This window comes from Nitratidesulfovibrio sp. D1 (genome assembly GCF_051133415.1).
Classification (GTDB): domain Bacteria; phylum Desulfobacterota; class Desulfovibrionia; order Desulfovibrionales; family Desulfovibrionaceae; genus Cupidesulfovibrio.
Genome location: NZ_JBPGNZ010000003.1, coordinates 369,601 through 385,077, shown reverse-complemented (window position 1 = coordinate 385,077; position 15,477 = coordinate 369,601). Strand labels below are relative to the sequence as shown.

General features: G+C 67.3%; 12 protein-coding genes and 1 tRNA gene. 4 read left to right on the top strand and 9 right to left on the bottom strand.

Annotated features, from left to right (window positions below):
- Window positions 1–38: 38 nt before the first annotated feature.
- Both ACR4XJ_RS07305 and cbiR read right to left on the bottom strand, forming a co-directional pair.
- Window positions 39–1,241 (bottom strand): DHH family phosphoesterase, encoded by a 1,203-nt coding sequence (locus tag ACR4XJ_RS07305; RefSeq protein WP_434754601.1) that lies wholly within the window; start codon window positions 1,239–1,241, stop codon window positions 39–41.
- A complete protein-coding gene (gene cbiR / locus ACR4XJ_RS07300; protein ID WP_434754600.1) occupies window positions 1,238–2,155 on the bottom strand; it encodes a cobamide remodeling phosphodiesterase CbiR in 918 nt (305 codons plus the stop codon). Before cbiR ends, ACR4XJ_RS07305 begins: the two co-directional genes overlap by 4 nt.
- 216 nt (window positions 2,156–2,371) lie before the next feature.
- Between cbiR and ACR4XJ_RS07295 the strand changes: the two genes are divergently transcribed.
- Entirely contained in the window at window positions 2,372–2,521 is a 150-nt protein-coding gene (locus tag ACR4XJ_RS07295) for a hypothetical protein (RefSeq protein ID WP_333504526.1), read from the top strand.
- Window positions 2,522–2,691: 170 nt separating this feature from the next.
- On the opposite strand, the gene ACR4XJ_RS07290 is transcribed toward ACR4XJ_RS07295, so the two are convergent.
- Window positions 2,692–6,360: a UvrD-helicase domain-containing protein gene (locus tag ACR4XJ_RS07290; protein WP_434754599.1), complete on the bottom strand. Its 3,669-nt coding sequence runs from the start codon at window positions 6,358–6,360 to the stop codon at window positions 2,692–2,694.
- A gap of 288 nt (window positions 6,361–6,648) precedes the next feature.
- Between ACR4XJ_RS07290 and ACR4XJ_RS07285 the strand changes: the two genes are divergently transcribed.
- Window positions 6,649–7,551, top strand: a complete 903-nt coding sequence (locus ACR4XJ_RS07285) for a tRNA1(Val) (adenine(37)-N6)-methyltransferase (RefSeq protein ID WP_434754598.1) — start codon at window positions 6,649–6,651, stop codon at window positions 7,549–7,551.
- A 15-nt stretch (window positions 7,552–7,566) separates the two neighbouring features.
- On the opposite strand, the gene ACR4XJ_RS07280 is transcribed toward ACR4XJ_RS07285, so the two are convergent.
- Window positions 7,567–9,384 (bottom strand): chloride channel protein, encoded by a 1,818-nt coding sequence (locus ACR4XJ_RS07280; protein WP_434754597.1) that lies wholly within the window; start codon window positions 9,382–9,384, stop codon window positions 7,567–7,569.
- A gap of 136 nt (window positions 9,385–9,520) precedes the next feature.
- Complete coding sequence (locus ACR4XJ_RS07275) at window positions 9,521–10,465, bottom strand: bifunctional riboflavin kinase/FAD synthetase (RefSeq protein ID WP_333504520.1); 945 nt, start codon at window positions 10,463–10,465, stop codon at window positions 9,521–9,523.
- Between the two features lie 293 nt (window positions 10,466–10,758).
- On the opposite strand from ACR4XJ_RS07275, the gene ACR4XJ_RS07270 reads away from it, so the two are divergent.
- Window positions 10,759–10,845: transfer RNA gene (locus ACR4XJ_RS07270), tRNA-Leu, on the top strand.
- 419 nt (window positions 10,846–11,264) lie between these two features.
- The gene (locus ACR4XJ_RS07265) at window positions 11,265–11,483 is read left to right on the top strand and encodes an integrase core domain-containing protein (RefSeq protein ID WP_434754762.1); all 219 of its coding nucleotides are present in this window, start codon (window positions 11,265–11,267) and stop codon (window positions 11,481–11,483) included.
- Between the two features lie 192 nt (window positions 11,484–11,675).
- Here ACR4XJ_RS07265 and ACR4XJ_RS07260 read toward each other — a convergent pair whose 3' ends face one another.
- From ACR4XJ_RS07260 to ACR4XJ_RS07245, 4 genes are read right to left on the bottom strand one after another with little or no spacing between them, the layout of a single operon-like run.
- On the bottom strand, window positions 11,676–12,695 hold the full coding sequence (locus ACR4XJ_RS07260; protein ID WP_434754596.1) for a glycosyltransferase family 9 protein: 1,020 nt from the start codon (window positions 12,693–12,695) through the stop codon (window positions 11,676–11,678).
- A complete protein-coding gene (locus ACR4XJ_RS07255) occupies window positions 12,692–13,684 on the bottom strand; it encodes a glycosyltransferase family 2 protein (RefSeq protein ID WP_434754595.1) in 993 nt (330 codons plus the stop codon). The genes ACR4XJ_RS07260 and ACR4XJ_RS07255 overlap by 4 nt, the downstream gene beginning before the upstream one ends.
- Window position 13,685: 1 nt before the next feature.
- Window positions 13,686–14,522 (bottom strand): glycosyltransferase family A protein, encoded by an 837-nt coding sequence (locus ACR4XJ_RS07250; RefSeq protein WP_434754594.1) that lies wholly within the window; start codon window positions 14,520–14,522, stop codon window positions 13,686–13,688.
- Window positions 14,519–15,424 carry a glycosyltransferase family 2 protein gene (locus ACR4XJ_RS07245; protein WP_434754593.1) on the bottom strand — a complete coding sequence of 302 codons (906 nt, stop codon included), beginning with the start codon at window positions 15,422–15,424 and terminating at the stop codon, window positions 14,519–14,521. Before ACR4XJ_RS07245 ends, ACR4XJ_RS07250 begins: the two co-directional genes overlap by 4 nt.
- Between the last annotated feature and the right edge of the window lie 53 nt (window positions 15,425–15,477).

The following is a 15,477-nucleotide window of genomic DNA, read 5'->3' as shown; positions in this document are numbered from 1 at the left end:
CATGCGGAAAAGAAAGAAGGGAAACGGTACCCGACGCGCTACTTGCCGCCCGTGGGCACGGGCGCGGATGCGGCCGCCGCCGGGGTCTTCGCCGGCGCGACGGGCGCAACGGGCGCACCGGCAGGCAGGGCCTTGGCCGGGGCCTTCCGTCCCGGTTGCGGTTCCGGCTTCTGCCCGGCCTTCTGGGCGGCTCCGGCCTCCGCCCTGACCGTCTGCCCGCCCTCGGCCCTGGCGTCGGGCTTGGGCTCGGCCTTCGCCCGGACCTTCTTGCGGGGGGCCAGCAGCCGCTTGTAGATGAAGAATTCCACGTTGCGGCCCTCGGCGGCGGACAGGGGAATCTCTGCCCGGGCCATGGCCCGGTGCCCCCCGGCGGAGCCCACGTCGCCGAACTGGAGGCTGGCGTAGCGGCCGAGGTCGCGCCCCATGCCGTCGCCGCGCAGGATGACCACGATGGTGTCGTGGTACACCCCGCACACCGCCGCCCAGCGGATTTCGTGCACCCTCATGAAGAAGTCGGCGATGACCACCAGGATGTCCGGGTTTTCCACCTCGCCCACGTACACGTACTGGCCGGTGCCCAGCTTGTGCATGCTGATGAACGCGCGGGAGAAGTAGTCCAGCCAGTGCAGCCGGAATTCGCTGCGCACGATGCGCGACAGCAGGGCATGGTCCGCAAACTTGGTCAGGTAGCGGTAGGCGCGCATGTCCACGTCGTGGAAGGCGCGCTCGAAGCTGGCGGTGTCGGTCTTGATGCCGAACTGCAACGCCGTGGCCAGCAGCTTTCCGGGCCGGATGCCGAGGTTGTACAGGTACTCGGTCATGATGGTGGAGGTGGCGCCGTACTCGTTGCGGATTTCCTTGAAGTCGGCCACCACCGGGTGTTCCTCGACAAGCGGGTGGTGGTCGATGACCAGCGAGAAGTGCAGGTCCTTGAACGAGGGGTGGTGGTGGGGCTGCGAATCGACCACCGCGAAGCGGTCGAACTGGGCGGACAGCGTGGGGGTCAGCTTGACCATGGGGATGCGCAGGTAGCGGGCCATGGCCAGGTTGTCCGGCCGGGTGATCTCGTTGACGCGGGCGATGGCCACGTCGTCCACGCGGTGGATCATGATGCGCTTCAGCGCCAGGGCCGAGGCCATGGCGTCGGGGTCGGCGTTGATCACGATGAGCCAGCGCTCGGCGCGGTCGAACAGCTCCTGCAGGTGGGTGAGCTTTGTCTCCAGCTTCCTGAAGTAACTCATGATCTCCTCTTGGCCCCGGCTCGTGAAACGCTGCGGCGCGCCGCCCCGCTGGTGAAATGCGATGAAGGAACTCCGGAACGCCCGCCGGCGCATGACGGCATGCCGTCCCGCCCCTCCAGCAGCCGGTCCAGCACCGGCAGCGACGCCCGCACCCCGTCCCAGGCGAACACCTCCACCGTCAGCACCGCGTCCGGCGGCAGGGCGGGCAGCACCCGCGCCGCCCATGCGGCTTCTTCCGCCGTCAGTTCGGTGAGGGGACGGTGGCGGTCCATGCCGCCGGGGGCGTGCACGTGCACCATGCGCACCCGCCGCAGCAGACCGGCGGATGCGGGCAGCCTATGCTGACCGTAGGTCAGGACATGGCCCATGTCCAGACACACATTGCAGTTTCCGTCGGCGATGGCCGGAATCAGGTCCGCCAGGTCCTGCCCGGCGATGTTTTCCAGCAGCAGGTCGGCCGGGTCGCGGCCCTGGCGGGTCCATGCATCCAGAAACACGCCCAGCAGCCGGGCCGGACCGTCCGTACCGGCAAAACCCGCCGCGCGGGCCTGCTCCGGCGTCGGCGGGTGCAGCACCGCGCGCCGGGCGCCCAGAAAGGCCACCCGGTCCATCAGCAGGCCGCACACCCGCGCCGCGCCCGCGCCGGGCGCGCCGTGCGGCCCGGCCCCCCAGTCCAGGTCCACCGGCAGGTGGGCGTGCCAGGACAGGGGCAGCCCGGCCAGCGCCGGGGGCAGGTCCGCGTCGGTGTAGGCAAGGCAGGCTTCCGCCTCGAACAGGCACAGCCCCACCTCGTGCACTTTTCCTGAAAGAAATGCGCAATTATCATGGATGTTGCCCGCGATGACCCACGACGGGGCCGCCACGGTTCTGGACAGAAGCCGAGGCGATGCGGTAAGGGCCTGCAAGACGTGCATGACGTTCCGGTTACGGGCTTTCCGCCCGCCGGGCAAGCGCGGCCCGGCAGAAACGTGCCGCCCGCGCGCCACGGAACGCCGGTTTTCCGCCCGCCCGGAAATGCGCCCCCCTCGCAAGGGGCCGCCACCATGGACCACGGGCCGCGGCGGCATGAGGCATGCACGGCGTACGACGTTCCCCCGTCAGGCCACGGTGGCGGGGAACAGGAGACCTTGATGCGCCACGTGAAACACTTTCTGCAACACCGTTTCAACCCCCTGCACGTCTACTGTCGCCTGCGCGACGTGGGCCTGAGCCCCCGTACGGCGGGCAGGGTGTCCGGCCTGTACGAACGCTACGTGTACCGGATGTGCTGCCCGCTGTAGCACCGTCCGCCACCGGCATGTTCCCGCGACGGGACGGTCCGCACGACGGGACGGCTTGCGCCAGGGCGCGCCGTCCCCGGCGCCTTCCCCATCCCCGAAAAACACCACGGCCCGGCATGACCGGGCCGTTTTCATTGGGCGGAAGCCCGCGCCGGAGAAACCGGCGGGCGCTACATCAGCGACAGCTGGCGCTCCTTGCGCTTCTGGTGCTGCACCAGCATGGAGCGGCGCAGTCCTTCCAGCGGCACGTCGTCCAGGAAGCGCGAGGGCTTCAGGCGCAGTTCGCGTCCGTACAGCTGGCGGCGCGCGGCGCAGCTCAGGAACAGCCCCTCGGAGGCGCGGGTCATGCCCACGTAGAGCAGGCGGCGTTCCTCGTCCACGTCGGTGCGCGCCTCCGGGTCGGGCTTGCCGGTCAGGGTGCCCGCCCCGGCGAAGGGCATGATGCCGTCCTCCAGCGCGGGCAGGAACACCGCGCGGAATTCCAGGCCCTTGGCCGCGTGCAGGCTCATGATCTGCACCTTCTCGCTGCCGCGCCGCACCAGTTCCAGCTCGCTTTGCAGGCTGATCCAGTTCATCAGCCCGGACCAGCCGCCGTGGGTGTCGTAGGCGCGGGACAGCGCCCGGAAGGCCGAGGACTGCCAGAACAGATCGTCGAAGGGCGGGGTTTCGCGCAGGTAGGCGGCCACCCCCAGCGGTCCCTTGGCCAGCACCTTGGGGGGGCAGTCCACCTCCGGGGGCATGCCGCGCGCCGGGATTTCCGCGTCGGGCCGCAGGGGGGCCTCGCCGCCGCCGGAGCCGTCAGCCTCCGCGTCCTGCCCGTCATGCCCGTCATACCCATCGGGCATGCCGGGGGCAGATTCGCCGTCTTCGGCGGGCCTGCCCGGCTGCGCGGACAGCCCCAGCCGGTCGGCCAGCGAAGGGTGCACCCCTTCCGCCACCAGGCGGCGGTGACTGAGCCCGGCGGGCAGTACCGGGCCGGGGGGGGATGCGGTGGACCCGATGCCCAGCATGCGCCCGGCCGCGCCCAGGATGAGCGCCACGCGCTGGTCGGTCCAGAAGGCTTCGGCCTCGGGCACGGCGCAAGGCACGCCGAAGCGGGTCAGGGTGCGCTGCAACTGGGGGATCAGCGACTTCACGCGGACCAGCACGGCGATGTCGCCGGGGCTGAACCCGCCTTCGTCCAGCACCGTGCCCCGGCGCGAGCGGCCGTGCCCGGCGTCGAGCAGCGAATGGCTGGTGGACCCGATGAGCCCGCGAATCTGCTCGCCGATCCAGGCCGCCTCGCCTTCCGCCGTGGGGGCCTCGAACAGGTGCAGTTCGCCGGGCAGGTCGCGCGCGGCGCGCAGCGGGCCGCAGGCCGAGCGGCCCTGCATCAGGCCGCCCGCGAAGTCGAGGATGCGCGCCGAGGAGCGGTAGTTCTCCTCCAGCGCCACCACGGAAAGGTCGGGCCACGCCTCGCGCAGGAAGGCGGCCACGTCGCCGTGCGCGCCCCGGAACCCGTAGATGGACTGGTCCGGGTCGCCGATGCCGAAGAAGCCCGCCCCGCCGCGCGGAGCCAGCGCGCGCACCAGCGTCAGTTGCAGCGGCGAAAGGTCCTGGATTTCGTCCACCAGCACGTGCCGCCACGGGCTGGCGTAGATGCTGTTCTGGATCTGGTCCAGCCAGAACTCCAGCAGGTCGGTGTAGTCGGCCAGGTTCCACGCCGCCTTCTGCTCGGTGTAGCGGGCCAGCAGCGGGGCGTGCTCCACCAGGCACGAACGCATCTTCTCGCGGCACACCCCGATGGCTTCCCACGCCTCGCGCAACCGCTGGGCGGGCTCGTCGGGGTTGGCCTCTGCGAACACCCGGCGGGCCGCCTCTTCCGAAAGCAGCACCGGCGGGGTGGGCGTGGCCCGGTGCCAGTACTCGAAGGCCAGGGCGTGCAGGGTGTCGGTGCGCGGCAGGGGCGCGCCCTCGCCAAGGGCGGCGGCGAGGCGCTCGTCCATTTCCGCCGCCGCGCGGCGGGTGAAGGTGACGGCCAGGATGCGCCGGGCGTCGATGCCCGTCTCCGCCAAGTGCAGCACCCGGCCCACCAGCGTACGGGTCTTGCCCGTGCCGGGACCGGCCAGCACCAGCACCGGCTGCGGACCGGCGGTCAGGGCGCGGCGCTGGGCAGGGTTGAAGCGCATGGCCGCGCCCTCGGGCGGGCGGGGCGCGCTGAGCGCGGCAAAGGCGGGCGGCGGGGGTCCGTCGTCTCCGTCCGGAAGATCGGGGGCGCTGGGGGCCGGGGCCGCGCCGGACGCGGAAGGCTCCGGCGAAAATTCGAAGTCCGGCTCGGGCGCGGCGGCTCCGGGCCGCTCCGCCTTGGCGGGCTGCCCTGGCTTGTCCGGCTGGACGGGCGGGCCGGGCGGGCCGGGCGGGCCTGACGGGCCGGACAGGGCATCCAGCAGCGAGGGGCGGTTCGTGCCCTTGCCCTTCTTCCCCTTGCCCGCGGCGCGGGGGGCTGCGTCACCGTCCGCGCGCGGGGCGGCGGGCACGCCCATGCCTTCCAGCAGCGGCAGGCCGCCCACCACCGAGCGGCGCTGGATGGAGGCGCGCTCCTTGTCCGTGAACACGCGCACCACGCCGTACTCGCCGTCGTAGCCGGACTGGCGCAACACCTCGCGCCGCCGCATGCGGGCGATGCCTTCGCCCAGCGGTTCCCAGAACCGGGAAAGCTCGGCCTCCGACACGTCCTGCAGGATGTTCAGCTCCGAGCCGAACCGGGCGACGCACCGGGCGTGCTGCTCGGCCACCCTGCGGCTCTTGGGTCCCACCCCGAGCAGTTCGGACAGGATTTCCGGCAGCGGGATGAGCGAAAGGTAGCCCTGCTGCCCCGGCGACTGGATGGGGGTCTCGCGGTCGGCCAGTTCCACCACCCGGTGCAGCACGCCCACGGTCACCGGCTTGCCGCACACCGGGCACAGGCCGCCACGGGCGCGGGTTTCGCGCGGCTCCATGACCACGCCGCACTTGCGGTGCCCGTCCAGGTGGTACTTGCCTTCCTCCGGAAAGAATTCCAGCGTGCCCAGGAACCGCCCGCCGATGCCCTGCCCCTTCAGACTGCGCAGGATGCTTTCGTAGCCGATTTCGCCGGAGAACAGGTTGGCCTCGCGCCCCAGGTTGTCGCCGGAATGGGCGTCGGAGTTGGAGATGAGTGCGAAGCGGTCCAGTTCGCTCCACAGCCAGTTCATCTCCGGGTCGGACGACAGGCCCGTCTCCATGGCGAAGATTTCGGACGACAGGTCGCCGAAGCATTCCGCCACCGAGTTGAAGCCCGACTTGGAGCCGAACAGGGCGAACCACGGCGTCCAGATGTGCGCGGGCACCAGAAACGCCTGCGGGTGCGTTTCCAGCACCATTTCCAGCAGGTTGCGCGAATCCAGCCCCAGAATGGGCCGCCCGTCGGACTCGATGTTGCCCACCTCGGCCAGGCGGCGCGACAGGCGGTCGGCGGCGTCCATGTCGGGCACGTAGACAAGGTTGTGCACCTTGCGCACCTGGCCGCCGCGCTTGTAGATGCTGCTGATTTCCGCCTGGAGCATGAACAGGGTGCGCCCGGCCAGCGGCTTGCCCGCGTAGTCGGGCAGTTCGGCGTCCAGCCCGCGCGGGTCGCGCAGGCGGTACAGGCCGCTGGCTTCGTCGAACACCAGCTGCTCGGCCAGTTCCGCCCGCCACTTGGGGTGCGTGAAGTCGCCGGTGCCGAGCACATCCAGCCCCTTCACGCGCGCCCACGCGGCCAGATGGCGGGCGTTGAGCCGACCGCTGGTGGCGCGCGAAAAGCGGGAGTGGATGTGCAGGTCGGCCCGGAACTGCTGCATCGGGCGTGCTCCTGTAGGACCGGGCGGACGGGGTGCGGCGGCTCGCGCGGGGCGGAAGCGCCGCCATGTCCCCATGTCCCCATGTCTCATGGTCCGGTTGGGGGTGGTGCGGGGCGGGCGCGGCGCGGAAAGGTCCGGTACTGACGCCGCGCGGGTCTGCCGCCCGTGGTCCTTGTCTATCAAAATCATCAGCGATGGCAAATGGGTTCGGCAGGGCAAATGGACAGGCGCACAGACAGGCAATCCACCCCGGTTGCCAACCCTGCGGCGCCCGGATAGCCTGCGCCCATGCACCGCAACGCTCCAGACACGCCCCCACGCGCCATGCCGGACACATCGCCCGACACCGTCCTTCAGGCCCGCGCCCTGTTTCCGCGCGGCCTCGTCCAGCCGGAGGGCAGCTTCCGCTTTTCCGTGGATGCCCTGCTGCTGGCGGCGTTCGCGGGAGAAGCGCTGACGGAGGGCCGGGGACACGCTCGCGGCCGGGGCCGGATCGCTCCCGCTGCCCGTGCCGCATCGGGCCACGGCAAGCCGCTGGCCTTCGCGGACCTGGGCACCGGTTGCGGCGTGGTGGGACTGGCCCTGCTGCTGGCGCATCCGCGCCTGACGGGCACGGGCATCGACATCGACGAAGAACTGGCGGACGCCGCGCGCCGGAATGCGGCAATGCTGGGCCTGACGGAACGCTTCCGGGTGCTGCGGGCCGACCTTGTCGCGCCCCCCGAAGTTTCCGCCTTCGACGTCCTGCCCCCGGCCGGATCCATGGACCTGGTGGTGGCCAATCCGCCCTACCGCCTGCCCGGTTCCGGCCGCCTGTCGCCCAGCGGCCAACGCACCCGCGCCCTGTTCGAAACGCACGGCACGCTGCCCGCCTTCGCGGGGGCGGCGGCCCGCCTGCTGTGCGCGGGGGGCCGCAGTTGCTGGGTGTACGGGCCGGACCGCCTGCCCGACCTGCTGCTGGCGCTGCGCGCCACCGGCCAGGAGCCCAGGCGGCTGCGCTGCGTCTATTCCCGCGCCCACGGCCCGGCCACGCGGGTGCTGGTGGAGGCCCGCCGCGCGGGCAGGCCCGGCCTTGTGGTGGAACCGCCGCTCGTCCTCAACGCGGGCCAGGGAGCGGCCACGGCGCTTACCGGCGAAGCCCTGGCCTTCTGCCCCCTGCTGGCCTGCAACGCCAAGCCGCGCGGGCGGTAGGGACCATTTCCGCCCCTACTGGTCCTCGCGCAGGGCCTTCAACGACTCGCTGTACGCCCGGAACAGGTCGGACCGTTCCAGCAGGCCGAGCACGTGCTCCTCGTTGTCCCTGGAGACCACGGGCAGTTGCGAGAGGTCGGTCTCCACGAAGGCCAGCAGGGCGGTGTACAGGTCATCGTCCTCGGTCAGGGCGGTCAGGGGGCGGGCCAGATCGCCCGCCAGCACGAGGTCGAACAGGTCCGCCTCGTACAGGATGCCGCGCACGTCCTGCACGGCCAGCAGGCCGTTCAGCCGCCCGTGCATGCCCCGCACCGGAAAGGTGAACGCCCGGGTGCCCGCGATGATGTCGGTGAGGGCCTTCAGGGTCACGTTCTCCTCCACCACCGCCACCCGGCCCCGGGTGTAGCAGTCGCGCACGCGCATGGTGGCCAGCAGGTTCACCGTGGCGTCCTGGAGGTGGGCGGGCGATTCGAACTTGTTTTCCACCTGGTTCTCGTACAGCGCCGTGCGCCGTCCCAGCAGGATGCACACCGCCGACGAGAGCATCAGCGGGGCCAGCAGCCCGTAGCCCTGGGTGAGTTCGCAGACCATGACCAGCGGCCCGATGGGCGCGTGCGCGATGCCCGCGAAGAACGCGGCCATGCCCACCAGCACGTAGCCGCCGGGCTGGGCGACCACGTCGGGCTGGATCTTCTGCGCGGCGAACCCCACCACCCCGCCGGTCATGCCGCCCACGAACAGCGCCGGGGCGAACATGCCCCCGCTCATGCCCGAGCCCAGGGTGAGGGCCGTGGCCAGCGTCTTGCCCAGCAGGATGGTCAGCATGGTGACCACGGGCAGCTGGCCCAGGATGGCCTGCTCGATCCAGCCGTAGCCGTCGGAGAGCACCGGCGGGTACAGGATGCCGAACAGGCCCATGAGCACCCCGCCCAGCGCCGTGGTCCACATGATGCCCACCCGCGCCCGCAGCCTGCCGAACACCGAATACTTGAGCACCCGGAAGGTGCGCACGTAGGCCCAGCCGGTGGCCGCGCAGGCCAGCGACAGCAGCAGGTACCACGGCAGTTCCAGCACCGAGGCGAAGCTGAAGCGCGGAATGCCGAAGATGGGCGCGGTGCCGAACACGAAGGTGAACAGCGAATACGACACCACCGACGAGAGCACGGCGGGCAACAGGGCTTCCGACTCGAAGTCCTCGCGGTACAGCACTTCGATGGCGGTCAGCGCGCCACCCAGGGGCGCGCGGAACACCGCCCCCAGGCCACCGGCCGCGCCCGCCAGCATCAGGATACGCCGCTCGCGCGGGGAAAGCCCCAGGCGCATGGACAGCCACGAGCCGATGCCCGCCCCGATCTGCGACACCGGCCCCTCGCGCCCGGCGCTGCCGCCCGCCGCTATGGTGCAGATGGAGGTCAGCCCCTTGAGCAGCGGGGCCCGCCTGCGGATGACGCCCTTTTCCGAATGGAAGGCGCGGATCATGGCGTCGGTGCCGTCGGTCATGCCGTCGATGCTGTTGGGCAGAAAGCGCTGCACCAGCCAGCCCGTGACCAGCCCGGTGACGCCCAGCGCCGCCACGATGACCCACGGCCGGTAGGCGCGCGCGGCGGACTCCGCATGGCCGAACAGGGTTTCCCCGGCCGGGGCAGGCAGGGAAAGCCCGGCCCAGACCACCTGGATGTAGTGCTTGCCCGCCTCTATGCCCAGAAAGAACAGAATGGCCGCGCAGCCGGAGAGCAGCCCCAGCCCCATGCCCAGCACGCCAAGGCGCACGTAGGCCACGGTGCGGTACAGGCGCAGGAATTCATGCACGGGTTTCTTGAGTATGCGCAGCATGATGCTTCCGGAGGCTGAGGTAACGCGTGCACGCCGTCAACGCACAGGTGCGCTGTGCGTTACGGCGGCATGCGGGGTGCGCGACACGGTACGTGACCGGGCGCACGAAGGCGGCGGGACGCATCCCGCCGGAAAGCTACAGGCGCGCGTCCGGCGCGGAAAGTATCTGCCGGGCCAGATCCACGTCGCGGCGGATCTGGGTCACCAGTTCGTCCAGGCCGGAGAACTTGCGCTCGTCGCGCAGGCGGTGCACGAACGAGACGCGGATTTCCCAGCCGTAGATGTCGCGGTCGAAGTCGAGGATGTGCGTTTCCACGCTGAGCCGGGCATTGTCGAAGGTGGGGTTGTAGCCCACGTTGGTCACGCCCTGGTACACCTGCCCGTCGATCTGCACCCAGGTGGCGTACACGCCGGGCTTGGGCATCAGTTCGTCGCGCGGCTCCATGTTGGCGGTGGGAAAGCCCAGCAGGCGGCCCCCCCGGTCCATGCCGCGCACCACCGCGCCCCGGACGGTGTAGAAGCGGTCCATGAGGGGGCGCACGTCCCACACGTCGCCCGCGCGGATCAGGTCGCGGATGCGGGTGGAACTGACCACCGCGCCGTTGATGATCACCGGGTCGAGCTGTTCAGTGGCGAAGCCGTACTGCGCGCCCAGACGCTGGAGCAGTTCGAAGTTGCCCTTGCGCCCCTTGCCCAGCGAAAAATCGTAGCCGATGACCAGTTCGCGCGCGTGCAGGGCGTCCACCAGCACGCGGCGCACGAATTCCTCGGGCTCCTGCGCGGCCATCTCGCGGGTGAAGCGCAGCATCAGGGTAAGGTCCACCCCCAGGGCTTCGAACAGGTCCAGCTTCTTCTCGTAGTCGGTGATCAGCGGGGGGGTGTGCGGCCCCACCAGCACGCGCAACGGATGCGGGCAGAAGGTGACCACCACCGAGGGCACACCCAGCGCGGCGGCCTTGGCCATGACCCGCCCGATGAGCTTGCGGTGACCGTTATGCACGCCGTCGAAGTTGCCGACGGTGACGCAACTGCCCCGCGAGAGGTCGAGGCCGATTTCCTGTAGTTCGCGTGCGATTTCCATGAATACTCGTGACGGCGGAATGTGCGCGGCGCGGCGGCCGGGCGGCGAGGGGCATGCGGCGGAGGCCGCGTGAACGGCTGGCGGCGCGGGGCCGACGTTCCGGCACCGCGCCGTCTCGTGCTACCCCAAACGGCGCGCGGGTTCAAGGGCGGGAGACAGGGAACGGCCGGAGGGGGGCGGATGGCGGGGCCATGGCCGACCGCCCGCATCCATATATACCGGCATGTTTTTTTGCGCCGGCCCCAAAAACCGCTTGCCAACCCCACCGTCCTGTGGCTATACGACTCCTCCGCGCCGAAGTGGTGGAATTGGTAGACACGCTAGGTTCAGGGTCTAGTTCCCGCAAGGGAGTGGGAGTTCGACTCTCCCCTTCGGCACCACGAGAATAAAGGGCCGCAACGTACGTTGCGGCCCTTTATTCTCGTGGTGCCGCCGTAACGCCCGAACAACCGTGTGTAGCGCAGAATAGTTCTGAATAAGGGGAAACGGTGAGGATATAGCGGGATGCTGCGCGTGAACGCCCAGTGGGAGTTGGGCTTGGACGCGGCGATGTGCAGCGCGAGCGCGCAGGTTAGTTTGCGCGTGGAGCCTGCCGGGGCGCAAGTTAGTGTTGGACAGGCTGTAAACAGGCGGCCCCGCGTCATGTGCTGGTCGGGCATACCACCAACGGGCCTTACCGCGTCTCAAGGCCATTCCGCATGACGTGCAGTCAGCTTGGCATCAAGCATATTCGTACCTACCCGTATCCGCCTCAAACCAATGACAAGGTAGAGTGCTTCATCAGAACTACATTGAAAGAATGGACGTACTCACGGCATACATCCACTCCAGAATACGAACCAAGGCCCTTTCCCGCTGGCTCCACCGTTACAACAACCATCGACCTCATTCTGCTTTTGGAGGCAGAACTCCGGCAAAACGGCAGGGCAACGGGGAACAATCTGTTGACACTCTACATCTGGCAACAGGCGATACCGCCCGCAACCCGGTGTCGAGAAAGACACAAAATACGAACTGAAAATCAGAAAAGGCAAGGGAACCAAAAATCCGGTTCCGCACGCCCTAAGCAATGGACATGCGAAGCGTTCTCATCCAGGATTTCAGAGAACAGAATTAACATGTAGAAAATTTAGAACTACGTTGTGCGCTATACCGTCCTTCCCGAACCTCGTGAACTGTTGCGGCATCAGGATATCGCCAGATCAGGACGTCAATCGGCCTGCACCTTTTCATCGTGCAACAACTCGTGCAACGTTTGCAACACTGTGTCCGGCATAAGGGTGCGCATGCACGGTGGCTCCGGGCAAGGCGCATAGGCTCGTCCATCGTAGCAGGGGGCACAAGGCAGTGTTGCGGACAACATACGCACGTGATCGAAAGGGGGTGCTTTTTCCACGCCGAGCGTGGGGCCGAACAGAGCCACGGTGGGTGTACCCACAAGATAGGCAAGGTGCATCGGTCCTGTGTCGTGCGTCACGCAGGCCCGCGCCCGTGAGAGCAGCCCCAGCAGTTCCACGATGCCCGTCTTGCCTATATATGACGTTACGCAAAGATCGATGAATGCCTTTTCGGTCCACAGGTCGGCCGAGCCCCCGACGAGTCCCACGGGCATACCCTGTGCCAGCAGCGTTTCGGCAAGGGCACGATAATACTTCACCGGCCAGCGGCGCTGGTTGTCGTCGCGCATGACGTTGCGCGCCCCTCCCGGCACCAAAAGCACTTGAGCAGGTTCACCGTCGGGAATCCCCTTCTGGTTGAGCGCGTCCGCGCGCAACCGGGCCAACCGAGCGGATGCGCAAAAGGCCCCGTCTTCCCCCAAGGCCAGCCGCCGGTATTCGTCACCGTGCCAGCGCCCAGGAATGGGGCCGTTGCGACCGCTCAAGGCCCGCACGGTGCGACAGCGAACTGCTAATGGCACAAGCCGGTAGCGCCAGTCGGCGTGTGCGACAAGGCACAAGTCAAAGCGCTGTCCCGCAAGCCGCAGGATGGCGGAAACGAGTACGGGCAGCCGTGCGGACGCAGTCCCCGTCAGCAGCCGCTTCTCGTCGACGGTCAGAATTTCGTCCACGCCTTCAAAACACTCGACAAGCGGCGCGATCCCCTTTCCACAAAGCCAGGTGATATGGGCTGTAGGCCATCGCTCGCGCAGGGCCGGAAGCATGGTCGAGGCCATGACGACATCTCCAAGGGCGGCCAACTTGACCACTAAAATGCGGAGCGCACCGGTCATGCCGAACGCTCCTCCTCCGCTGCGGGCCGCCCCATCCGTCCCACAAAACCATGCCAAGCCGCACGGACGACTAGGCCGAGCCGGTCAGTCTGCCCCCGGTGGCAGCGCCTAGCCGCCACTCCGAGATACGAGGCGATGACGCACGGCAGGGCAAGCGGGTAGTTCGCACGCATGAGCCACATCCTGTTGCGGAGCATGAGGTAGTCGATGAACCGGCTTCGCACAGGTTGTGCGCCTTCGGGGCCGGAGGTCGCGCCGGTGGCACCGCCCTCCTTGTGCCTGACAAGGCTCCGCGCCGCGTAGCCGAGGTCAAAACCAGCCCTGCGCATGCGGATACCCCACTCCACGTCCTCGTAATAGAGGAAATAGACTTCGTCGAGCAGGCCGACGCGCTCCACAGCCGCGCGCGAAACCAGCAGCGATGCGCCGCAGACATAGTCGAGCCTAGCCTCCACGGTGGCGGAAGGGATCGCGCATGCCGCGTTGGTGTCCAATCCTCCCCCGAGGTGCCGGGTGGTGCCGAAAAAACGATTCAGTCTGCCACCGGACATGCATTGCACACGTCCCACGCCGCGCGTGTGGACAAGCAGCGAACCGCATGCGCCGGGGCGAGGCAACGCGTTCAGCCTGGCGCACAGAGCATCAAGGGCAAAAGATTCAGGCATGGCATCGCTGTTCAGCAGCCAGAACGCCCGGCAGCCGGAATCCTGCAGTAACAGGCGCAGGGCGGCGTTGTTGCCCCCGGAAAACCCCAGGTTGTCAGGAAGCGCCAGAAGCTCTGGCCGGGGCTGCATACTCGTCGCGGCGAGTTCCTTTTCCAGCACTTCTGTGGAACCGTCGCCCGAACCGTTGTCCACAACCACGATGCGACGTGGGGCGGTGAAAAGACGGGAAAGCGCACCAAGGCAGGCCAGCGTGTCGTGTGGGCACCGAAAATTCACCACCATGACGCCGACCTGGCGGGCACTGAAATCAGCCTCGTCGCACACGTCAGGCCCGTCCAAGAACGCGTTTCAACAATTCACGCAACCGCCACTCCAGCCGGAGGAGTGGCGCAGCGAATTTCCATGAAACCAAACACTCGCGTTGCGCACGCTCTTTTCGCAAGGCGCGGCATTCAAGAAAAAGCGTTTCACAATGGCGTTCATAAAATAAGCGATGGGCCGAGAACACCGCCAAGGCTGCCTGCTCATCACGCTGGCTGATGTGTAGCGAAGCCGTCCTTGAGCGTGGCCTGACCCGGTACCGGAAAAGCGTCTCGTCCAGACAATGTACCTTTGCCCCTCGCTCAAGCAGAGAAATCCAAAAAGCGTGGTCTTCCAAGCCGGTCACGAGGGACTCGTCGTACCCACCTACACTCTGCCAATCTGACCAACGAAACAGAGCCGTGGCAAAAATCATGTTCTCCACGAGCATTTCCTCCAGGGAGAACACGGGCCGTTGCCATACCCCACACTTGAGCCCAAAGAGTTCTGCCCGGCAGTAACAAATGCCTATCCGAGGGTTGGCATCCAGTACTGCTGAAGCCTTGGCTACGTAATTCGGATGAATTACGTCATCGGCGTCCAGCGGCAGGATGTAGTTACCCGAGGCTGCGGCAATACCAGTGTTGCGTGCGGCGGCAGGACCAGACCCTAATGAAGGGAGAATACGCACGCCTCTCGCACGAAGTTTTTCAAAAACGGATAATGTGGCAGGAGACTCGGACCCGTCATCGACGATAATGATTTCCACCTCGGGATGCGTCTGGGCTAAGGCTGACGAAAAGGCTTCCTCAAGGTACTGCCCATCGTCACGACAAGGAATGATAATGCTGACCTTGGTCATGTATCCCTCTCTTTTTTGAGAGGGTCGGCAGTTTGCCAGCAAGGGGGGAGCCCTCGCAACGCACGCAGCCTGTCAAGAATAGCAGGGGCACGCCGCCCGGCAAGTAGGCACACGCCCCAGAGCAGGGTTGCTTTGGCCAGTGGCACGAGACGGCTCCGCGTTAGCACAGGGCGGCCATGTCGTGCGGAGACGAGCAGGTTCTCCCACAGGGCTCGCAACTTGTGCCTAGGGTGCGAGGAAATACCTCCAACACGCATGTGCGTGACGACGAAATCGAGAGTTTGCCCTACACCGTCATGCCGCCATGTCTCGAAAATAAACTGATAATCTGCAGCAATACGCAACGCGGTATCAAAGCGGATATCACAAAAGAGCGAGGCTCTGTGCCAAAGTGACGAATGGCAAAAAGGAATATGGACATCCAGGCGATCAATAGCGCCCTCTGCTCTACAGGCCGACGCCCGCTTCATGGAGCCGTCAGGGAATATCTCAAGGGCACCGCCACAACCATAGAGCACATCTTCTGGCAGTTCCTCGAGCACAGCAGCACAACGCGCCAGAACGTCTGGCCCCGCCAGCGTATCGTCACTGCCCAAGAAAAGAACCCATTGGCCGCGCACATGCGGCAAGGCCTTGTTCCATGCGTCATATATGCCGGAGTCGGGTTCACTGTGGACGACAAGGTTCGGCAGCACGGCCGAGAAGGAACGCGCCAGATCCGGCGTGCCGTCTGTCGATGCCCCATCCTGAATCAGCACCTCGAAATCACGGAAAGACTGCCCCGCAAGGCTGACAAGACAATCTGCGAGCAGACCCGAAGCGTTGCGCGTGGCGATCACCACACTCAGCAGCGAAGTGCTTTGAATGCAGTTCTTGGCTCTCTCATTGGTCGCGTCGCTCATGTCGCTTCCATTTCGCGGTCTTTCTGTGCCGGATTAACACCCTTAAATGGGCA